Genomic DNA, 21,894 nt, shown 5'->3' with positions numbered 1-21,894 from the left:
GGCGGAGTGAGGTCGCGGGAGAACGACCGTCTGGCCATCACGCCGCTCACCGTCAGGGACGAGTGCGCGGTGATCCGCTTCAGTGGGGAACTGGACCGCGGCTCCGAGGAGTTCTATCTGGACCGCATCGGCGCCGTGATCGCCACCGGATACCGGCACCTGGTGCTGGATGTGACGGCTCTGGTCTTCTGCGACTCGCGGGGCCTCAACTGCCTGCTCGCCCTGCGGTGGCTGCTGCAGCGCAGGGAGGGCAGCCTGCTGCTCGCCTGTGTGGGGCGGCGGCTGGCCGCGGTGCTCGCCCTGACCGGGAGCACAGAGATGTTGCCCGTCTTCTCCAGCGTCAGTGAGGCGCTCCGCTCCCTGCCCGCCGACCAGCGTCCCGACTGGCCTCCCACCGAGAGCGCGGACCCGAACATTCCGCTGCACAGTCCGGAGCCGCTGGAGACCTCTTGGCAGAAGGACGCCAACCCGCACTTCCCCCGGGACCCTGAGGGCAGGGACTCCTGAGGTCCGAGGGCAGGGACACCTGAGGCCCGCGCAGCGGTGCACGGCGGTGTCGCGGCGGGCGGCGGGCCCCGGCGGGTGAGGATGGAGGGCCGCAGAGCGCACCTCGGAGCATCGCACCCTAGGAACCGTCCATGGAGCAGCAGCACCAGGCCGTGAGGCAGCCGCCGCAGCAGTCCTTCGACCGGGCCCAGCAGATCGTGGAACACCCGCGGCCCAAAGCGCTGTCCACCCGCGCCTTCCTGCTGTGGGGCCTCGGCCTCACCCTGCTGGTGGTCGGACTGAGCCTGGTGGCCGGGTCCGAGGTGCGGCTGGTCGGTCTGCTGATCTTCCTCCCGGCCATCGCGGCGAGTGTGGGCACCGAACGGCAGACACAGGCCGCCTCCGTCTGGGCTACAGCCGGCGCCGTCATCTCGATCGTGCGCAGGCCGGGCTACCACCTGGACGACGTGATCACCCTGGTGCTCACCCTGCTGTTCGCCGGGCTCGCCGTGTTCGGGGCGCGCTGGCGCATCGCGCGGGACACCGAGCTGCTGCGGCTGCGCTCGACCGCGGCCGTCATCCAGCAGCACATCCTGCACCCGCTGCCGGAGGTGACCGATCAGGTGCGGGTGGACGGGGTCTTCGAACCGCTGCAGGAGGACAAGCTGTTCGGCGGTGACATCTACGACGTGGCCGCCACCCCCTACGGCACCCGGGTGCTGATCGGGGATGTGCAGGGCAAGGGGCTGTCGGCGGTCGGCGCGGCCTTCGCCGTACTGGGCGCGTTCCGCGAGGCAGCCCACCGGGAGCCGACGCTCACGGGTCTGGTGGACGCGCTGGAGACCTCGGTGGTGCGCCACAACGCGTACGCCCGCCACTCGGGTGAGCCGGAGCGGTTCATCACCGCCCTCGTCCTCTCGGTCGGCCCCCTCGATCGGGACGCCGCACAGGTCGTCAACTGCGGCCACCTGACGCCCTTTCTGGTGCGTGCGGCGGAGCAGCCGTGCGAGGTACCGCTCGGGGAGACAGGGGTGCCGCTGGGGCTGGCGTCACTGGTGGGCGAGGAGCGTTCGGCGGCGGGGTTCGACTTCCCGCCCGACTCGACGCTGCTGCTGTACACCGACGGCCTCTCCGAGGCGCGGGACGGTGACGGTGCCTTCTACCCGCTCGCCGGACGCCTCACCGAGCTGGTACTGGCGGCCAGGGCCGCGCCGGACGGTGAGGGCGCACGCACGGAGCTGGCCCGCGCACTGCGCGACGACGTCCGTACCTTCACCCACCCCTACCAGCAGGACGACCTGGCCATTCTCACCCTCCGACGCCTCCCGGCCGCCGAACGGCCAGGGAAGGACGACCGGTCGCGTCCGGAGTGACACCGAGGATCGGCGGCGCCCGTCGGACGCTGCGGTTATCGTCGGTGCGGACGGGGACGGTGGAAGCGCTGGGGGCGCTGCACCCAGGGGGATGCCGAAGGGCGACGGAGGGGGAGCCGCATGACGTCCGGCCAGGGCCGGCTGCTCGCGGTCAGCGATCTGCATGTGGGGATGGCGGCCAACAAGCCGGTCACCGAGTCACTGCGCCCGCACACCGACGACGACTGGCTGATCGTCGCGGGGGATGTGGCCGAGCACTTCGAAGAGGTGGCCTGGGCCCTGCGGCTGCTGGCCGAACGGTTCGCCCGGGTGATCTGGACGCCGGGCAACCACGAGCTGTGGACACCGCGCGGCGACCCGGTGCAGCTGCGCGGGGCCGAGCGGTACGCGCAACTGGTGGAGCTGTGCCGTTCATTGGGCGTGCTGACACCGGAGGACCCCTACCAGCGCTGGGCGGGACCTGACGGCGAGGTGTTGATCGCGCCGGTCTTCCAGCTGTACGACTACACCTTCCGGGCGCCCGGGACGCACACCAAGGAGGAGTCGCTGGCCCGGGCCCGCGCCTCCGGCATCGTCTGCACGGACGAGTACCTGCTGCACCCCGATCCCTACCCGGCCGTGGACGACTGGTGCCGGGAGCGGGTGGCCGCGACGGAGAAACGGCTGGCAGCGCTCGACCCGGACACCCCGCTGGTACTGGTCAGCCACTGGCCGCTGCTGCGGGAGCCGACCGATGTGATGTGGTATCCGCAGTTCGCGCAGTGGTGCGGCACGGAGCTGACGGCGGACTGGCACACCAGGTACAACGTGGCCGTCGCCGTCTACGGCCATCTGCACATCCCCCGCACGACCCACCACGACGGGGTCCGCTTCGAGGAGGTCTCCATCGGCTATCCCCGGGAGTGGCGGCGGCGGGGCCATCCGCGCGGTCTGCTGCGGCAGATCCTGCCCACGCCTCACGAAAGCTGAGGCAGGTACGCACGGGAGGAGCTGAGGCAGGTACTCAACTGCCCTGCCGGTGCAGCTTCCGCGCCCGGCGCACGGCGGCGAACAGCAGCGCCGAGGTGAGCCCGACAGCCGCCGACACCGGCCGCAGCACAGCGCCCGCGTGCGCCCCCGAATCCAGCACACCGCTCAGCCCCACAGCGGCGGTCAGCGAGCCGACCGTCGTCAGGAACGGCGTGGCGTACCAGGCGAGGAAGACGAAGACGCTGGCGTCGCCCGCCGGGGTCACCAGGCCCAGGGACAGCAGGTCCGTACGCACCGGGCCGCGCACCGCCGCCACTACCGCAGCAGCGGCGAACGGCGGCGCGCACAGGGGCATCAGCAGCAGCGCCCGCTCCCCGCCCTGCTGCGCGAACGGGACCGCCGCCAGCAGCGCGAGGACTCCGCCCACCAGCGCCGGCACGAGGGTGTGCCGCACCATCAGCGCGCCGAGGCGGTACGGCGACCAGGCGGAGCGCCGTATGTCGTCGGCCTCCAGGCGTGCCGTCTCCGCCAGCCTGCCGACCGCGAACCAGCCGAGGGTCAGCGCCCCGGCGAGTGAGGCGATACGGGCCGCCCCGTCCAGCGCGGCGGCGAGCCCCACCGTGCCGGCTGCCGCCGCGGTCCACAGCGCGGCGCTCAGCACGCTTCCCGGGGCACGCAGCAGCGCGACGGTGTCCCGCCATACGACGACGAGCCGCCGCGAGCGGGGCATCGGCAGCCGCCGCCGGGGCCCGGCCGCGCCGTCCGCGAGGGCTTCGCCGATCGCCAGCTTCGCCGCGCGCAGTTCGGCCGACCACAGCACGGAGGCCACGGTCGCCGCCGTGGCGGCACGCGCGCGCAGCCGTCGGGTGGGGATGGTGCCGGCCACCGCGAAGGCGTGCACGAGAGCGGCCGCCGTACCGGCACACAGCAGGACAACTGCCCACGGCCAGCTCCCGGCCCGCCCGCCGGTGGCGTGCAGCACCGGCTGCGCCGCCCAGCCCCACGGTCCTGACCACAGCTCGACCGTCTCCAGGAGCGCCGACCGCCGCCCTGTCGCCGCCAAGGCCGCCTGTCCGGCCAGCAGGAGCAGCACCAGCACGGCGTACGGCGTCAGTGCCCGTACCCACCGCGCCCACCGGCCGCTGCGTTCCACCTGGAGACCGAGCGCGGCAGCCAGCAGCGGCAGACAGACCCCGGCCGGCAGTGACAACCCCAGTGCGGGCCCCAGCTCGGCCAGGCCCGTCAGCCGGAGCAGCACGGCGCAGCCGACCGCGCCCAGCACACCGCCGGCTGTCATCAGTGCCGCCGTCAGCCGGAAAGCGGGCCGTAGTACCCGCTCCCGCCGCACGGGCTGGGACAGCAGCCAGGACACCTCGTGGCGCGGTACCAGCACGGGGCCGCGCCAGAGTGCGTCCCGCGCGGCGAACACCGCGAGAGCGCAGGCCAGCAGGACCAGGACGGCGGGAAAGGCGCGGCGTACGGCCTCTGCGGTCTCCTCCCGCGCGGTGAGGTGCCCGAGCCGCTGGACGAAGCGGTACCCCAGGGTGCTGCCGTAGCCGACGGCGAACAGCAGCAGCGTGTAGCCGGTGACGGCCAGGTCGCGGTTGCGCTGTCTGCGGTACGCCTGACGCCTCTCACGCAGCCAGCGCAGTGTCTCGGGGGTGCGGTCGTCCTCGTCCGTCCACTCGGCGCCGCCGGGCTCCGCCGGGGCCGCGTCGGCCAGTTGGGTGTCCGGAAGGCCCGGCCCGCTCATCTGCCGCCGTCCAGCTCGTGCAGCACCTCGGGCCCTCCCCGGAGGAGGACCTTCCCGTCCTCCAGTACGACCACATGGTCGGCGACAGCGTGGACGAGTTCCGCCTGGTGGGTGGCGAGGAGCACCGCGACACCGTCCGCCTTCTCCCCGCGCAGCAGCTCAGCGAGGCGGGTACGGGCTGACGGGTCGAGCCGCTGTTCGGGCTCGTCCAGCACCAGCAGATCGCGCGGCCGGACCAGAGCGGCGGCCAGTTGCAGTGCCTGGGTCTGGCCGGAGGAGAGGGCGGAGGGCGGCTGGTCGGCGTGGTCGGTCAGCCGCCGGTCGGCCAGCACCTGGCCGATCCACCCGTCGGCGGCGGCGACTCCGTGGGCAACGGTGATCAGTTCGAGGTGTTCGCGTACGGTCAGATCTGGATAGAACGCGACGGTGTCCCCCGTGACCGCCACGCGGGCGCGCACCTGCGGGTCGTCCTCGTCCACCGGTCGGCCGTCGAACAGCGCGGTTCCCGTCGTCGGCCGGTCCCGTCCGCACGCCAGGCGCAGCAGCGTGGACTTACCGGAACCGTTGTGACCGAACAGCGCTGTGCAGGTGCCGGGGAACAGTTCGAGGTCGAGCGGGTGGAGGGCCTGCCGCTCGCCGTAGCTCCGGCTCACCCCGGACAGCCGCAGCAGCGGCTCCCCGCCACGCGGCGTTCGCGCCGTGCCGGGCGGCGTCATCGGTCGGCGTCGCGGACACGGTGGCGGCCCGGCCGGTGGAGCATGTGGACGGTGACGGGCTTGCCCAGAAAGGTGTCCTGGCGCCCCGGCACGAAGCCCAGCCGCTCGGCGACCCGGGCGGAGGCGGAGTTGCCGTGCACGATCATGGCAGTGAAATAGTCCACGTCCAGCCGGTCGAAGCCCCACTCGACCACGGCCCGGGCCGCCTCGGTCGCGTATCCGCGTCCCCAGCGGTCACGCCGGAACGTCCAGCCCGCCTCCACCTCGTCGAAGACCTCCCAGTGGTTGAGGCCGCACCGGCCGATCAGCTCCCCCGTCTCCTTCGACTGGACGGCGCACAGCCCGTGGCCCCGCTCGCTCCACTGGCGCCCGATCTCCGCGAGCCGTTCGCGGGCCTGTTCCCTGGTGAACGTCGGCACGAAGCGGGTGATCTCGGGGTCGCTGTGCAGTTCGACGAAGAAGTCCAGGTCGCGCGGCGTCAGCGGGCGCAGCAGCAGCCGCTCCGTCTCGATGACGGCGTCGCCGTCGCTCTCGCCCGGAGTGACAACACGTTCGGTCGATCTCATGACGGTCATGTTCTCACCAGGTGCCGGTCCTGCTCTCGGCGAGCGGCCGGTCCTGTCGGACCGCCCCGATATCGTGCTCGGCATGCGGAGTTCGGCGCCGCTGGGCCGCTTCGCGCCGCCGCACGGGGGCGAGAAGCGCGCAAGGCAATGACCGCGTGGCCGGGACGTCATACTCCTGTCACAGCCAGGCGTCGGGCGCTGACCGGCGGGGCAGTTGGTTGGTTAATCTGCAAGTGCCGCGCGTCTCGGTCGAGACGAGGATGCGGGTGACGGGGAGGGACTGTCGATGCCGGATGCTCGGGGGAGCTCCGAAGAGGGCCGGACGCCGGGGCTGCGTCCGCGGCGGCTGGTCGACGAGACGGAGGAGACCGGCCGGGAGCCCGGCCGGAGCGGTGTCGCGGCACTGAAGGCGCGCTGTGCGAGGCTGGCGCGCGCCGCGTGGGCGACCGTACGGCCCAACCGGCGCCGGGCTACGGGCTATATCGCGCTGTGCTCGGTGAGCGCGCTGGTCGGTACGTCCGTCGTCGTGGGGACCGGCAAGGCGGGCGCGGTGCCCGATCTTGCCGACATCGGTGCCTGGCTGACCAGTTCGCGCACCGGTGAGGCCGCGCACGCCAACGGGCTGACCGGGGACGTGGACGGCAAGGTCAAGCTGCCCGGCATGGACGGCCATCCGGTCTCCATCTCGCAGGACGGCAAGACGGTGCTGGTCCTGGACGAGAAGACCGGCAAGCTGGTGCGGATCGACCCCTCGCAGCTGACCGTCGAGGGCTCATCGCGCTACGGCGCCGGGCTCCAGTTGGTCTCCGGCGGGAAGTACGCGTATCTGGTCGACCCGGTCAAGGCGCGGGTGCAGCGCATCGATCCGGTGCGCACGACACCGATCGGAGCGCCGGTCGACCTGGGTTCAGGTCCGCTGGGCAAGGCGGTGGCTGATCCCAAGGGCACGCTGTGGGTTCCGGTGCCCGGCAAGGGCAAGGTCGTACCGTTCCCGCGGGGCAAGAAGGCGGCGGGTATCAAGGTGGCGGCCGGGAGCAGCAAGCCCGCCACGCTGCTGATGACCCTCGCTGACGGCCGCCCGGTGGTGACCGACACCAAGGGCGGCACGGTGACGCTGCTCAAGCGCACGGGCCGCGGCATGCGCTTCAAGCTGCCGAGCAACATCGCCAAGGCGCCGACGGGTTCGGTGCTGGTCCCGGCGGCGACGGCGGGTGACGTGGTGCCGGTGCTGGCGCGGAAGTCGGGGCGGATGGCGCTCGTCAACACCCGCACCGGTTCGCTGCTGACCGCGGCCCTGGGCGCCTCGGACCACCAGTACGGCACTCCGCAGGTACTGGGCTCGAAGGTGTATGTGCCCGACCAGAGCAACGGGACCTTGAAGGTGTACGACACCGAGGCGGCCGCGATCACCAAACCGGTGAAGGTGACCGGCGACCCCGGCAAGCTGAGCCTGTTCGTCCGGGACGGCCTGCTGTGGGTCAACGACGCGGACAACGCCACCGCTGTGGTCATCAACTCCGCCGGGCACGTCAACCGCGTGCACAAGTACGACACCGACGCGCCCTCGGGCCGCAAGCCCGGTCAGAAGGACCGCACCGGCGACAACGGCAAGCGCGACCCCGCGCCGGGACCGGACGCGCCGGACCCGCTGCCCGAAGGGCCCTCGGGTCCGGGCCGGAACGACAGGCCCTCGCGTCCCGACGCTCCGGCGGGCAAGCCGGACCGGGACGGCGACGGCCCCGACAAGCCCGCACAGGACCCGGAACCGGGCCCCGGGAAGCCCGATCCGAAGAAGCCCGATCCCACCGGGCCGGACGAGGAGGAGCCCGCGAAGCCGCAGCCGCCCGGCGTCCCGCAGGCGGAGTCGGGCCCCGGCACCATCCGGGTCTCCTTCGCGCCCTCCTCGGGGGTGAAGCCGACCGGGTACCGGCTCAAGGGTGCACCGCCCGGCGCCGAGGTGAAGCCGGCACGGATCGGCCCCGGCGGGCCGTTCACCTTCGAGATCGAGGGCGGCTCCTGCGACCGGCAGTACAGCTTCACCGTCGAGGCGGAGTTCTCGGACGGGCAGAAGGCCACCTCCGGCCGCTCCGGGCCGGCCCGGCCGTGCGTGGCACCCGGCCAGCCGCAGAACGTCAAGTACGACTTCCCGCAGGGCGGCAAGGGCATCGACCTGACCTGGCAGGCGCCGGCCAACGCGGGGAAGGGCACCACGTACGACGTCACCGGCGCCGGGGCCGGCAACGACAAGCGGAACCTCACCGGCACCGAGGCTTCGCTGCGCGGCCTGGAGAACTTCAGGACCTACACGCTCACCATCGCCGCAAAGAACGCGGCCGGCTCGGGCGGAAGCGTGGTGCAGCGGGTGAACCTGTCCAACACGAAGACCATCCGCGTCGAGGACAACGTGGACGACGGGGACGACGTGGGTGTCCGCAGCCAGCCCAGCACCACGGCCGGAACGCGCAAGGGCAAGATCCCCGCCGGGCAGACTCCTCAGCTGAAGGTGGTCTGCCAGGTCCGGGGAACGATGGAGACGCACGACACCTACGGGTGGAAGAGCAATGTCTGGGACCGCATCGAGTGGGAAGGCGGTACGGCCTACATCAGCGACCTCTGGGTCGGCACCAGCAACCACAAGAAGGGCGACTACTCCCCGGAGGTCTGGCCATGCAACTAGAACACCAGAAGGCAGCAGCGTCAGCACCGGCCGCCGCACCGGCCTCCCCGGAGTCCGTCTCGCTGCTCGCCCAGTGCTTCCACGCGCTCGGTGACAACATCGAACGGGTCGTCAAGGGCAAGCGTGACACCGTCGAACTGGCGCTGGTGTGCCTGTTCTCGGAAGGGCATCTGCTCATCGAGGACGTGCCCGGAACCGGCAAGACGACGCTGGCCCGCTGTCTGGCCGCGTCGCTCGAAGCGAGCTGGCACCGGGTGCAGTTCACCCCCGACCTGCTGCCGTCGGACATCACAGGGGTGACCATCTACCGGCAGAACACCGGCAGCTTCGAGTTCCTGCCAGGCCCGGTGTTCGCCAACATCGTGCTCGGCGACGAGATCAACCGGGCCTCGCCCAAGACGCAGTCCGCGATGCTGGAGGTCATGGAGGAGCGGCAGGTCACCGCGGACGGCAGCACCCACCCGGTGCCCCGCCCCTTCATGGTGATCGCCACGCAGAACTCGGTGGACATGGGCGGCACCTATCCGCTGCCCGAGGCGCAGCTCGACAGGTTTCTGATGCAGGTCACCCTCGGATACCCGGACCACGCCTCGGAGGTGGCCGTACTCTCGGGCGCCGGATCGCAGCCGAGCATCGAGCAGTTGCCGACGATCGCGACGGGCCGCCACATCGCCGAGTTCATCCAGGTCGCCCGGCAGATCCAGGTGGCGCCGCAGCTGTACGACTACCTGGTGCGGGTGGCCGCGGCCACCCGTCAGCTGCCCGAGGTGCGGCTGGGCGCCAGCCCGCGCGGCTCGGTCGCGCTGCTGCGTGCGGTACGGGTGCGCGCCGCTTCGCAGGGGCGCACGTACGCGCTGCCGGAGGACGTCAAGGCGCTGGCGGGTCCTGTCCTGGCGCACCGGCTGATCCTCACACCCGAGGCGGAGCTGAGCGGCCGCACCGGCGCCGACGTCGTCACTGAGGCCCTGGCCACCGTTCCCGTACCGCAGGCGGGGGCGCAGGGCTGATGCTGTCGCCGACGGGTTGGGGGGCACTGGTCGGCGGTGCGGCACTCACGGGGGCCGGCTACGCGCTCGGCTACCCGGAAGCTGTGGTTCTGGGGGTGGGCTGTCTGCTCGCGGTGGGCGTGGCCCTCATCTGGACGGGGCGCTCACCGCGGCTGTCGGCGAGCCGCCAGGTGACGCCGCGGAAGGTGGCGCGCGGAGACCGGGCCGAGGGCGCGGTCGCCCTCACCAACACCGGCCGCCGCACCCGGCGCGGGCTGGATGTCACCGACAGCTGCGGCGCGCTGCCGCTCACCCTCCGGGTGCCGCCACTGGCCGCCGGAGCCGAGCACACGGTGCGGTACGCGCTGCCCACCGAGCGGCGCGGCCGGATCGCGCTGGGACCGCTGCGGATCGAGCGTACGGACCCGCTCGGACTGGCCCGCCGGGTGCGCGTCTTCGGCCCCGGCGAGGGCGGCACGGACACCCTGCTGGTACGGCCCCGGGTGTGTCTGCTGCCCGTCCTTCCTTCGGGTACGGCCCACCATGTGGAGGGGCCGACGACCGACACGGCGGACGAGGGGTCGCTGACCTTCCACGCGCTGCGCGAGTACGTGCTGGGCGATGATCTGCGGCGGGTGCACTGGCGGTCCTCGGCGCGCACCGGAACGCTGATGGTCAAGCAGCTGGTGGACGTCTCGCTGCCGCACAGCACGGTCGTACTGGACACCCGGGCCGCCGCCTACCGCAGCGAGGACGACTTCGAACTGGCCGTGGACACCGCCGCGTCCGTCGCGTTCGCCGCCGCGCGCTCCAACTTCCCCGTCGAGGTGCTCAGCGAGACCGGCCCCGTCCTGCGCACCGACGGCGCGGGCGGCAACGACGCGGAGGCGCTGCTGGACCGGCTCGCGCTCGTGCGCCGTTCGCAGGCGGCCTCGGCGGCGGGCGCTTTCGACGAGCTGGAGCGTGCGCGCCGCCGAGGTTCACTCACCGTCATCACCGGTACGGGCGACGCCAGCGGGCTGAGCGCCCTGGAACGGGTGCGCCGCAGCTTCGACCGTACGGTGGTGCTGCGCACCGGCGCCGCCGCCTCGGCCGACGATCCGCACGCGCCCGCGGGGCTGGGCAGCGATGTGCCCCAGCTCCGGGTGACCGGGCTCGACTCGCTGCTTGCCGCCTGGCGCAGGGAGGCGGTGCGATGAACTCGCCGTCCACCCCGCACCGGCCCACGCGCTACGGGCCCACCCTGCGCGGCACCGCTCTGCGCGGCGTCGGTCCCGTCGGCCCGGCCGGACTCACCGGCCATAACGGACTCACCGGCCATGACGGACCGTCCTGGGCACCACCGCGTCCGACAGCGCCCGAGGCCCCTCCCCTGCCGACAGCCGTCTCCGCTGCCGACGGAAACGGCGGCGGAGAAGCCGACGGGGGCAGCGGGCGTGACGGCCGCCGACCGACGAGAGCACCGGCCGCGCCGCACCGGCTCGCGCTGTCGCGCCGCCTGTGGTCGCTGCTGCCCGTCGCGGGGCTGCTGGCCTGCGCCGGACTGGGCTTCCACCGGGTCTTCGGCCCTGGGCCGCTCCTTCCCGTGCTCGCGGTCGCCGTGCCGGTGCCGATGGCGCTGGCCGCGGGGCTGTTCCTGGTCCAGAGCCGCAGGGAGCGCTCGGCTCCGCTGTGGCCCTCGCTGGTGCTGGGCGTCGTGGTGTGGCTGGTAGCGGTACGGGTGATGCTGTTCCGCGACGCGGCCGGCGGGCTCGCCTCGGGCGGTGCCGTCCCCGAGATCTGGTCCGCCTTGCTCGACTCGCCGCACGCGATCCTCACCACGATCCTGCCCGCGCCACCGGACCCGGACTTCCTCGTGCTGCCGCACGCGGTGCTGTGGCCGGCCGCGCTCGCCGCCACCGAGCTGGCGCTGCGGACCCGTTCACCGCTGCTGCCCGCGCTGCCGCCCGTGCTGGCGTTCGGCTTCCCGCTGGTGCTGGGCGTGTCCGGACCCGGCTCGAACACCCTCCCGGCTGCGGGCCTGGTGGCCTGCGCCGCGCTGCTGGTGCTGCTGCGGTCGCGGGCGGCCCGGCGCGGCACCGTACGCGTGCTGAGCACGGGGCTGCCCCTCGTCGCGGTGCTGGCACTGGCCGCCGCGCTGCTCGGGCCGCGGCTGCCCGGACTGGCCTCCCGCGAGCCGTGGGACCCGCGCCAGGATGTGCGCCCGCCCACCGTCCACCCGCAGTCCACCAGCCCCCTCGACCAAGTGGCCGCCTGGCTCCAGCACCCGCGGACGCGGCTGTTCACGGCGCGGAGCACGGCCGCCGACCGCAACTGGCGGCTGGCCGTGCTGGACCGCTACGACGGTGTGAAGTGGACGTCCGGCGCCGAACTGGCCCGCTCCGGCGGTCGGGTGCCTCCCTCGCGGGGCACCGATCCCGGGCGCCGCGAACGGGTGGAGCAGCGGGTGCGCATCCAGAATCTGCCGGGTATGTGGCTGCCCGCCGTCGACCGGCCCTCCTCGCTGAAGATCACCGGCAGGGGCGCCGACAGCGGTGGCGACGGGCACGGCACCTCCGGGGGCGAGAGCGACGGGGAGGCCCGCGAACTCGCCGTCGATCCCGCCAGCGGTGTGCTGGCCCTCGGCGAGGGTGGCCCCACCGGCACCCCGGTCAACCGCGGGCTGTCCTACACCGCCGTCTCACAGGCGCCGGTGTTCGACGCGGAGCGGCTCAAGTACGCGCCCGTACCGGACGGGACCGCCTACACTTCACTGCCCCGCACCGACGCGGAGGGCGAGCCGATCGAGGCCGTCGAGACGTTCTCGAAGCTGGCGGCCACCGCGACCGCGGGCAGCAGCTACCCGTACGAACAGGCGCACAAGCTGGCCACCTGGCTGCGCGAGCACTACCGCTTCGACCCCAAGGCCGTGCCCGGGCACGGCTACCGCAACCTGGAGTTCTTCCTCACCACAGGCAAACACGGCACCTCGGAGCAGTTCGCGGCCTCCTTCGCCGTACTGGCACGGACGCTGGGGCTGCCGACGCGGGTCGCGGTCGGCTTCCGCGCGGACGGCACGGGGGCACGGGGCACCGACCGCGAGAGCGGCAGCGGGAAGGGCACCGAGCAGTTCACCGGACGGGACGCGCTGGCCTGGCCCGAGGTGCGGTTCAAGGGCGTCGGCTGGGTGCCGTTCTATCCGACACCGGGGCAGGCGTCGCGGGACGGTTCCTCCGTGCCGCCCGCCGGGCAGCCCAAGCAGCGGGAGAAGGCAGACCGCGACATCGCCGAGCAGCCGCGCCCCTCCGTGCCTCCCACGCAGCAGGACGACGACAAGAGCCGCGGAGACCAGGCGGCAGGCGGCGGCGAGGGGCTGCCCGCGTGGGTGTACGCGCCGTCGGCGGCGGTGCTGCTGCTCCTCGCTTACGGCGGTTGGGCGGCCTGGGCCCCGTACCGCACCCGCAGACGGCGCCGCCGTGCCCGCGATCCGGGGCAGCGGGTGCTGGGCGCCTGGCAGCAGATCGTCGACCGGCTCACCGAGATCGGGCTGCCCGCCACCTCGGCGCATACCGCGACGGAGGTGGCGGCCTTCGGCGTCGGGCGGATCGGCGGCAGCAGCAGTGAGCAACTGCCGGCGCTGGCCCGGCTGGTGAACGAGGTCGGCTACGGAGGCCGGACGCCGGACGAGGCCACGGCGGACGCCGCCTGGCGGCACTGCGACGCGATCGAGGAGGTCGTCGCGCGGACGGTACCGCGCCGTGAGCGGGTCAAGCGGGCGCTGCGTCCCCGCACGTTGCTACGTCACAGCCGATCAGGAGCACACCGGTGAACGCCAACCAGAGCCCGGGCCCGGCCAAGGCGGTCGGCACGGAAGGCCCAGCGGCCCCGCCGCCGCCCACCGCGCCGGCCGGCCCACCCGCCACTCCGGCCGTCGCAACGCCCACCGCCCCGCCCTCCGTGCCGCCCCCGCTGCCCGACGGCTACCAGCCGCAGCGCACGCTGGCCTCGGGGGCGCACAGCACGGTCGCGCTGTGCCGGGAGACGTCCAGCGGCCGAGAGGTGGCCGTCAAGGTGCTGCTGCCGACGGTTGCCGACCCGGCGCGCCGGCTCGCCGCGCACTCCGAGCTGCTGGCGGCGGGCGCGGCCGCCCGGCACCCGTGCGCGGTCACGGTCATGGACGCCGGGTCAACCGGTGCCGAACAGCTCTACATGGTGGAGGAGTTCTGCCCGGGGGGCTCGGCCCAGGACCGGCTGGCCGCGTCCGGGCCCTTCGCGGTCGAGGACGTACTGGTGATCGGGGTACGGCTGGCCCTCGCGCTGCACTCCTCGCACCGCCGGGGCGTGCTGCACCTGGATGTGCGTCCGGCGAACATCCTCTTCGACGCGCAGGGCGGCGCACTGCTGTCCGGGCACGCGCTCGGCCGGGTGCTCCAGCGGGCCGTACCCTCGGCCGGCGCCGTCTTCGACCCGGCGTTCGCGGCTCGGGAGCTGTTCGGCTGGGAGGCCCCCGGGCCCGCCGCCGATGTGTACGCGCTGGGCGCGACGCTGTACGCGCTGCTGGCCGGGGAGCCCGCACAGGCCGAGGCGGTACGCGCCGGCGGTTCGGCAGCGTACCGGGCGGTGCTGACGGGTGGGCTGCCCCGGCCGCGGCGCGGCGATGTGCCCGAGCCGCTGTACGCGCTGCTGCACCGTATGACGGCACCGCACGCCGAGGGGCGGCCACCGCTGACGGAGGTGCACCGGGTGCTGCGGATGCTGCTGCCCGTCTCCTGTGCGTCGCGGGTGCCCGACCTGCAGCCGGAGGCCGAGCCCGAGCCCCCGCTGCCCGGCTGGAACCCGGCCGACGACGCGCTCACCCAGCCACCACCGGAGACGGACGACGACCCGGACTCCGCCGAAGCCGTCGCACGGCGCCGCCGTACCCGCAACCGCGTCCTGGCCGTGTGCGGAGCGCTGCTGCTGGTGGGCGGCGCCGTGCTGACCCTGTTCGTGGTGCGTGCCGGAAGCGACCCCGGGTCACAGAACGCGAAGAAACCTCCGAAGAAGTCCGCCAAATCGGCCCATCCGCTGCCCAAGGGCCAGGTCCCCGACTTCCAGGCGCAGGATGTGAAGGTCACCAGGGTCGGCCGGCAGGTGCAGGTGGTCTGGAGCAAACCGAAGAAGCCGCAACCCGTCTACGGCTACGCCATCACGGCGCAGTCCGCCGACGGCGAGACAGTGAAGGTGAAGAACACCAGCGCCGACGAGCCGAGCGTCGTCTTCTCCTCCCCGCCCGTGAAGCCCGGCTCCTGCTACGTGGTCACGTCTTTGGTGCAGACCGCCGACGGCAGCGTGGGGCTGGCCTCGGCCGAGTCGGTGTGCGACCGGGGTGAGCGGCGCGACTGAGGCCGACGGCAGCCACGACTGTCACACCGACGCGTCACAATGTCGGAACACGGCTTACGCGCCCCGGCGTTGAGCGGGGAAAATGCTGTACTGAACAACGGCACCGAAGACCTGCAACAACTGCCACACCTGCACTGAGCAACTGTGCGGCATCGGGGGGAGCAAGCACGTATGGGTGAGTTCACTGGCGTCGATCCACTGCGGCTGCGCGAGTTGGCCAACGCGCTGCAAGGTCTGGCGGACAGGCTGGAGACGGACGGCGCCACCATTCGTGATCTGTTCTCGAAGTGGGGCGGGGCGCTCAGCCAGTCCGTGCTGACGCAGCAGACCAGCCAGGTCGCCGACGACGCGCACGACATGGCGCTGCGCGCCTCCCTCGCCTACAACCTCTTTCTGCAGCCCCGGTTCACCTCGGCGAACAGCCCGCACTCGAACTGGGTCAACATCGAGTGGGACGTCTCGAAGATCGACACCGCCACAGAGGGCCAGCAGGAGGCCGTAAAGCTGCTGCAGGCGCTGAACGACCCGGACAACCCGCAGTCGCGTACGACGATCCGGATGCTGTCCCAGTCGCTCGAGGACCACGCGGACGACCCCGCGTATCTCGAGGCGTTCATGAAGTTCGGCGGTCTGGACGCCTCGGTGCGCGCGGCACGGTTCCTGCACGAGCAGGACGGCACCCACGGCAGCACCGTGCTCTCCAAGGACTCGCAGGAGATCCTCGCCAGGTTCGGACTGGCCGTGCAGTCCGCGACCAGCCTCGCCGAGGACGGGAAGATCCAGCTCCCGGCCAGCTACCTGGACAAGCTGACGAGTCCGCCCAACGGGGACATGTGGTCGGTCGGCATGCTCTTCCAGTACGGGCCCAAGGGCGACAAGTGGGACCCGAAGGTGCTCTCGTCGGTCGGCGGCGCGATGCTGGACTGGCGCTCGAAGCAGCAGATGCGCCCGAACTACTCGGCGCCGAGCACCAACATCGCGGGCTATGTCCCCGGCGGCTATGTCGAGTCCGACAACCCCTGGTACGACAACCTCGGCCTGGACGTCTCGTACATCACGGCGGGCGCCGACGACGCCGCCGCCCGTATCCAGGCCATCGCCGCCAACGACCCGTCGGTCATCCTCATGCAGCGCGTCAGCGAGAACGCGGACGCCTCCCGTCTGCTGCTGACCGGCCCCGACGGCGCCAAGCACGCCAAGGTGCTGGTCGACGACAAGTGGCACACGCCCGGCCCCCAGTCGTTCAACGAGGCCCAGTGGCCGGCCGCCGTGATCACCGCCGCCACCACCGACCGCGCTGGTCACCCGGAGGAGTCGGTGGAGGCCGCCGCCAACGTCATCAACGCCGGCGCGGCGGAGTACGGCGACGAGAAGAAGAAGAGCGACTACGACAAGTCGCAGTATCCGGTCCCGAGTCAGATCACCCACGCTCTGGCGCAGGTGTTCGCGACGTATGTGCCCGACTTCGCCCAGTCCCACGGCATGCCCAAGGACCAGGCAGCGGCGCCCGCGACCGGGACGGACAGCAACGGCATGCTGATCGTCGGCCACCAGACGGCGCTGAATTTCATCAGCATGATCGCGCAGAACAGCGGCGACGCCGGTCACCTGGTCAACTCCGTCAACGCGCAGATCTCCCTGACCTCCGCGAAGGGCATGGACTCGCCGGACGCGACGACCTACCTCACCAACCTGGCCGAGCTCCAGGGAGTGGTGACCGCCGGCGCCTACCAGACCGGGCTCGACTCCAAGAAGCTGCAGGACGAGGCCAACAAGAAGGCGCAGCTGTGGATCGACTCGGTCGGCGGCGCCGTCACCTCCATCCCGGGGCTGCCGGTCGGAGCCGAGTGGGTCCAGACAGCCATCACGGCCGGACTGCCCGCCGTGAAGGAGAGCTTCTCCACGGACAACGCCCAGAAGTACGCGGAGGAAGCCGGGACGAAGTTCTACGACGACCAGTCCTCGATGCGGCTGCCCCTGATGCAGGGACTGGTCATCAGCAGCCAGATCAAGCCACCCGAGGGGCACCCGGAGTGGGCGAACGGGCAGATCAAGCTGGAGGACGCGGGGGACCTGACGGACTTCAACAGCTGGTGGCAGCAGGTGGCGCGGCAGCAGGGCGGCAAGTTGGACGGGTTCGACGACGACATGCGGGACGCCTTCGAACGCGGCAACAGCGCCAACTGACAGCGCAGTCCGCACCGACCGACGACGGGACGAGGGAGAGAACGGTATGTCGCAGGCCGACCTCTGCAAACAGGACATGGCCAGGATCGGGACCGCGGTGGAGAGCATCCGCGCCGCCGCGCAGAAAGTGACCGACCTGATGGGCTCCGACACCTGGGCGGGCACAGCGGCGGACAACTGGGCCGGGGACTTCAACGGACGCCTGAGTTCACTCAACTACCTCTTCGACTCCTACCCGGCGGAGGAGTCCCGGCTCATCGCCAAGGCCGAGGAGGAGGAACCGAAGTAGGCGGGACCGGTCCGGCGACGAGACCGGAACGGACGGGAACACGCGAGGCGGCCACCGGCCGATTCGGGGGGCTCATATGGAACTGCGGCTTACCGCCGTCGACGGTGCGGGCGGGCGGCGTGCCGATCTGCTGGTGGACACCGAACCCGACGCCGCCGTCGGGTCCGTCACACAAGAGATCGCCCGGCAGTTGCGCGTCGGGGCTCCGGACGGCGACGGTGCGGCAGCGCCCGCGCTGTACGTCAACGGATACCGGCTCGACCCGGCCGTCCCGGTGGCCGACTCCCCCGTACGTGACGGCGCGACGGTCTCTGTCGGAGCGGCCGGCGCCTGCCCCCGGCCGCAGGCGCAGGGCACCGTGGAGGTGCGGGTTGTGGGCGGCCCCGACGCCGGGCGGGTATACCGGCTGGGCCCCGGCGTGGCCGTGGTCGGCAGCGGCCCCGAGGCGTGGGTACGCGTGGCGGACAGCACACTGCCCAGCTCCGCCTACGAGATCGATGTGGCCGTCGACGGGACCGTGACCCTCGCTCCGGCCTTCGGCAGCGGCGTCACGATGGACGGCCGCCGGCTGGAGCAGCCCACCGTCTGGCGGCGGCGCGGCGTGGTCGCCGCCGGGCACTCGCTGTTCGAGCTGCGCGAGCCCGCCTTCCCGGACGCCGCGCTCAAGCCCTCGCAGGACGGCACGGGCCTGGACTACAACCGGCCGCCGCGCATCCAGCCGTCGGCGCGCAAGACGCAGTTCCATCTGCCCTCCAAACCCAAGCCGTCCGAGACCCGGCCGCTGCCGTGGGCGGTGGCGCTGGCACCGCTGCTGGCCGCCATCGCCATGGTGGTGATACTGGGCAGCGCCATCTACATGATCATGGCGGTGCTGACCCCGGTCACGCTCGTCGCCAACCACTTCTACGACCGCAGGAACGGCCGCACATCCCACCGCCGCAAACGCCGCGAGTACGAGCAGCACAAGATCTCCATCGAGTACCAGGCGCTCAAGGCGATGGCCGAGGAGACGGCGGCACGCCGCCTGGCCTGCCCGGACCCGGCCGAGCTGTACGTGGTGGCGACCGGGCCCGGACAGCGGCTGTGGGAGCGGCGGCTGGAGGACGACGACTTCGGGGTGCTGCGGGTCGGGACCGGCGCGCTGCCCTCCGAGGTGGAGGTGAACGACCCCAACCAGCAGGAGCACCGTCGTACCGAGCGGCGGATGCTGGCCGACGTACCCGTCGGGGTACCGCTGCGCACCCACGGCATCCTCGGTGTGGCGGGCCGCGGGGAGCTGCCCCGCGCCATCGGCCGCTGGCTCGTGGCGCAGGCGTCGGTGCTGCACAGCCCGGCCGACCTGACCGTGTGCGTGCTGACGGACCCCTCGGGGCGCGAGTGCTGGGAGTGGGTGCGGTGGCTGCCGCACGCGCGCGGCCGTGAGGGCCACAGCGCGGTGGCGCTGCTGGGCACCGAGACCGAGAGCGTGGCCCGCCGGATCAGCGAACTGCTGGCGCTGCTCGGCGCGCGCCAGGAGGCCGCCGGGGAGCGCCCGCCGGGCGCCGACGACCGGTGGCGGGGCCCGTGTGTGCTCGTCGTCCTCGACGGGTCCCGCAGGCTGCGCGCCCTGCCGGGGCTGACGCAGCTGCTGCGCGAGGGGCCGCGCTTCGGGATCCACCTGGTGTGCCTGGACGCCGACCGAGGGCTGCTGCCCGAGGAGTGCCGGGCGCTGGTGGAGGAGGACCACTTCGGGCTGCTGCAGGTCTCGCAGTTCGGGGAGGACCCGGTGCAGTCCGTGCGGCCGGACTGCGTGCCGCCCGCCTGGTGCCAGGACGTGGCCCGCGCCGTGGCGCCGGTCCGCGACGTGAGCGAGAAGGAGTCCGGTGCCCTGCCCGACTCCTGCCGGCTGCTGGACCTGCTGGACCTGGAGCCGCCGTCGGCCGCCGCGATCACGGCGCGGTGGGCGGCCGGCGGCCGCTCGACCGGCGCGGTGGTCGGTGCCTCGTTCGACGGCCCGTTCACCATCGACCTCGTGCGGGACGGGCCGCACGGGCTGGTCGCGGGCACCACCGGGTCCGGCAAGTCGGAGCTGCTGCAGACCCTGGTGGCGTCGCTGGCGGTGGCCAACAGGCCGGACGCGATGAACTTCGTACTGATCGACTACAAGGGCGGCGCCGCTTTCTCGGCCTGCGAGCAGCTGCCGCACACCGTCGGGATGGTCACCGACCTCGACTCCCACCTGGTCGAGCGGGCGCTGGTCTCGCTCGGCGCCGAGCTGCGGCGCCGGGAGCGGATTCTGGAAGCGGTGGGCGCCAATGACCTGGAGGCGTACCTCCTGGCCATGCGCCGCGACCCGGGGCTGGCGCCGCTGCCGCGGCTGCTGATCGTCGTCGACGAGTTCGCCTCGATGGCCCGCGAGCTGCCCGACTTCGTCACCGGTCTGGTCAACATCGCCCAGCGGGGCCGCTCCCTGGGCATCCACCTCATCCTCGCCACCCAGCGGCCCAGCGGTGTGGTCTCGCCGGAGATCCGCGCCAACACCACCCTGCGGATCGCGCTGCGGGTCACCGACAACGCCGAGAGCCAGGACGTCATCGACGCGCCCGACTCCGCCTCCATCTCCAAGAGCACACCCGGCCGCGCCCTGGTACGGCTGGGCGCCTCCTCGCTGCTGCCGTTCCAGTCCGGACGCGTGGGTGGGCGCCGTCCGCAGACGGCCGCCGAGCGCACCGTCGAACCGTGGGCGGCGCCGGTGGAGTGGGCCGACCTGGGCAACCCCGCGCCGACCCGGCCCAAACCGCCGGGCCGGGAGGACGACGATCCGCTGACCGACCTGGCACTGCTGGTCGACGCCGTCCGCGAGGGGGCTGCCGCGCTGAAGTGCGAGGAGCCGTACCGGCCCTGGCTGGAGCCGCTGTCCGACCTGGTGACCGTAGACGAGGCGCCCCGGCCCGCGGCCGCGCGCCGCGTGGACGTCCCACCGGCGGTGTTCGGCGTCACCGACGTACCGGCACGGCAGGCCCGCGAGCCGCTGACCCTGGACCTGGTGGACGGCGACCACCTGCTGCTGGTCGGCGGGCCGCGCTCGGGCCGCTCGACAGCGCTGCGCACCATCGCCGCCTCCCTGGCCGACCTGGCCTCCCCCGCCGACGTCCACCTGTACGGCGTGGACTGCGGTTCCAACGCGCTGGTCCCGCTCTCAGCTCTCCCGCACTGCGGCGCCGTGGTGACCCGCGACCAGACCGACCGGCTGACCCGGCTGCTGGCCAGGCTCCAGGCGGAGGTCGCCCGCCGCCAGCAGCTGCTCGCCCTGGCCGGCGCGGCGAACGTCGCCGAACAGCGCGCCTCCGCCGCCTCACCCGAGGAACGGCTGCCCTGGCTGGTGCTGCTGCTGGACGGCTGGGAGAGCTACACCGCCGCGTTCGAGTCGTACGACTACGGCAAGCTCATCGACGCCATGACACAGCTGTTCCGCGAAGGGCCGTCCGTGGGACTGCGGGTGGTGATGTCCGCGGGGCGCAGCGGCCTGTCGGGCGTCGTCTCCTCGTCCTTCGGCGAGCGGCTCGTCCTGCGGCTGGCCGACCCCAACGACTACACCACCGCCGGTATGACTCCCCGGGACATCCCCTCGCACCTGCCGCCGGGCCGCGGTCTGCAGCCCGGGGACGACGGAGTGCTGGAGAGCCAGATCGCGCTGCTCGACCCCGACCCCTCGGGCCAGGCGCAGGTGCGTGCCATCCGGCGGATCGCCGAGCGCGCCGCCACCGCGCACGGCCGCCCACCGCGCGGCCTGCGCCCGATGCGGGTGGACGCCCTCCCGGGGCGGGTCACGACGCGCGAGGCGCTGGCGCTCGACCCGGAGTTCACCCCGCCGTCCCCGCTGTGGGCGATGGTGGGCGTGGGCGGCGACGAGCTCGGGCCGCTGGGCGTGGACCTGTCCCAGCACGGCCCCGGCTTCGTCATCGCGGGCCCACCCAAGTCGGGCCGCTCCACCACGGTGTGCACGGCTGCGCGGTCGCTGCTGCGCGCCGGCCTGCCCGTGGTCGCCGTCACACCGAAGCGCTCCCCGCTGCGCGAGCTGGAGGGCGAGGCGGGAGTGCTGGGCGTGGTGCAGGACACCAAGGACGCGGCGCCGCTGAAGGAGCTGCTGGAGCGGGCAGCCGCGGACGGCGGCCGGTACGCGGTGGTCGTGGACGACGCCGAGTTGGTGTACGACACACCGCTGGACTCCGTGCTGGAGTCGGTGGTGCGCAGCGGGGTGGACGGCGGCCACGGCCTGGTGGCGGCGGGCACGACGGACACGCTGACCTCGCAGTACCGGGGCTTCGTCAAGGAGGCCCGCCGTGCCCGCAGCGGGCTGCTGCTCACGCCGCAGAACAACTCGGAGGGGGAGCTGTTCAACATCCGGCTGCCGCGGGCCACCGCGTCGCGCGTCGCGGGGCGCGGACTGCTGGTGCTCAACGGGGAGATGATGCCGGTGCAGGCGGTCACGGAGGAGTGAGGGAGGCGGCGGCCGGGGCCTGAGCGGCAGGGCCCGGCGCCGTACGCA

At 72.9% G+C, this 21,894-nt stretch carries 14 protein-coding genes; 11 read left to right on the top strand and 3 right to left on the bottom strand.

Features of this window, described 5'->3' with window-relative positions; all coding sequences use genetic code 11:
• Positions 1 to 6: 6 nt before the first annotated feature.
• The 3 genes from JW592_RS24755 (at position 7) to JW592_RS24745 (ending at position 2,828) form a co-directional block, all read left to right on the top strand.
• Positions 7 to 507: an STAS domain-containing protein gene (locus JW592_RS24755; protein WP_209267441.1), complete on the top strand. Its 501-nt coding sequence runs from the start codon at positions 7 to 9 to the stop codon at positions 505 to 507.
• A gap of 131 nt (positions 508 to 638) precedes the next feature.
• Positions 639 to 1,859, top strand: a complete 1,221-nt coding sequence (locus tag JW592_RS24750) for a PP2C family protein-serine/threonine phosphatase (protein WP_209267440.1) — start codon at positions 639 to 641, stop codon at positions 1,857 to 1,859.
• Positions 1,860 to 1,979: 120 nt separating this feature from the next.
• Entirely contained in the window at positions 1,980 to 2,828 is an 849-nt protein-coding gene (locus JW592_RS24745; RefSeq protein WP_209267439.1) for a metallophosphoesterase family protein, read from the top strand.
• A gap of 34 nt (positions 2,829 to 2,862) precedes the next feature.
• On the opposite strand, the gene JW592_RS24740 is transcribed toward JW592_RS24745, so the two are convergent.
• Genes JW592_RS24740 through JW592_RS24730 form a run of 3 tightly spaced genes read right to left on the bottom strand, consistent with a single transcriptional unit; the run spans position 2,863 to position 5,863 of the window.
• On the bottom strand, positions 2,863 to 4,581 hold the full coding sequence (locus JW592_RS24740) for a hypothetical protein (RefSeq protein WP_209267438.1): 1,719 nt from the start codon (positions 4,579 to 4,581) through the stop codon (positions 2,863 to 2,865).
• Entirely contained in the window at positions 4,578 to 5,297 is a 720-nt protein-coding gene (locus tag JW592_RS24735; protein WP_209267437.1) for an ABC transporter ATP-binding protein, read from the bottom strand. Before JW592_RS24735 ends, JW592_RS24740 begins: the two co-directional genes overlap by 4 nt.
• Complete coding sequence (locus tag JW592_RS24730; RefSeq protein ID WP_209267436.1) at positions 5,294 to 5,863, bottom strand: GNAT family N-acetyltransferase; 570 nt, start codon at positions 5,861 to 5,863, stop codon at positions 5,294 to 5,296. The genes JW592_RS24735 and JW592_RS24730 overlap by 4 nt, the downstream gene beginning before the upstream one ends.
• A gap of 286 nt (positions 5,864 to 6,149) precedes the next feature.
• Here JW592_RS24730 and JW592_RS24725 point away from each other — a divergent pair, with 286 nt between their 5' ends.
• The 8 genes from JW592_RS24725 (at position 6,150) to JW592_RS24690 (ending at position 21,846) form a co-directional block, all read left to right on the top strand.
• Complete coding sequence (locus JW592_RS24725; protein ID WP_209267435.1) at positions 6,150 to 8,540, top strand: fibronectin type III domain-containing protein; 2,391 nt, start codon at positions 6,150 to 6,152, stop codon at positions 8,538 to 8,540.
• Positions 8,531 to 9,547, top strand: a complete 1,017-nt coding sequence (locus tag JW592_RS24720; RefSeq protein ID WP_209267434.1) for an AAA family ATPase — start codon at positions 8,531 to 8,533, stop codon at positions 9,545 to 9,547. The genes JW592_RS24725 and JW592_RS24720 overlap by 10 nt, the downstream gene beginning before the upstream one ends.
• Positions 9,547 to 10,725 (top strand): DUF58 domain-containing protein, encoded by a 1,179-nt coding sequence (locus JW592_RS24715; protein WP_209267433.1) that lies wholly within the window; start codon positions 9,547 to 9,549, stop codon positions 10,723 to 10,725. The genes JW592_RS24720 and JW592_RS24715 overlap by 1 nt, the downstream gene beginning before the upstream one ends.
• On the top strand, positions 10,722 to 13,334 hold the full coding sequence (locus JW592_RS24710) for a transglutaminase domain-containing protein (protein WP_209267432.1): 2,613 nt from the start codon (positions 10,722 to 10,724) through the stop codon (positions 13,332 to 13,334). The genes JW592_RS24715 and JW592_RS24710 overlap by 4 nt, the downstream gene beginning before the upstream one ends.
• Complete coding sequence (locus tag JW592_RS24705; RefSeq protein ID WP_209267431.1) at positions 13,331 to 14,890, top strand: serine/threonine-protein kinase; 1,560 nt, start codon at positions 13,331 to 13,333, stop codon at positions 14,888 to 14,890. The genes JW592_RS24710 and JW592_RS24705 overlap by 4 nt, the downstream gene beginning before the upstream one ends.
• Positions 14,891 to 15,061: 171 nt before the next feature.
• Positions 15,062 to 17,077 (top strand): hypothetical protein, encoded by a 2,016-nt coding sequence (locus JW592_RS24700; RefSeq protein ID WP_209267430.1) that lies wholly within the window; start codon positions 15,062 to 15,064, stop codon positions 17,075 to 17,077.
• Positions 17,078 to 17,123: 46 nt separating this feature from the next.
• Positions 17,124 to 17,366, top strand: coding sequence for a hypothetical protein (locus tag JW592_RS24695; protein WP_209267429.1), 243 nt, complete (start codon positions 17,124 to 17,126; stop codon positions 17,364 to 17,366).
• A 76-nt stretch (positions 17,367 to 17,442) separates the two neighbouring features.
• Positions 17,443 to 21,846: a type VII secretion EssC family protein gene (locus JW592_RS24690; protein WP_209267428.1), complete on the top strand. Its 4,404-nt coding sequence runs from the start codon at positions 17,443 to 17,445 to the stop codon at positions 21,844 to 21,846.
• Positions 21,847 to 21,894 lie beyond the last annotated feature (48 nt).

The sequence above is a fragment of the Streptomyces spirodelae genome, from assembly GCF_017676385.1.
Classification (GTDB): Bacteria; Actinomycetota; Actinomycetes; order Streptomycetales; family Streptomycetaceae; genus Streptomyces; species Streptomyces spirodelae.
Note: the sequence above shows the minus strand (reverse complement) of the source record. Positions and strands in the feature narration are given on the sequence as shown.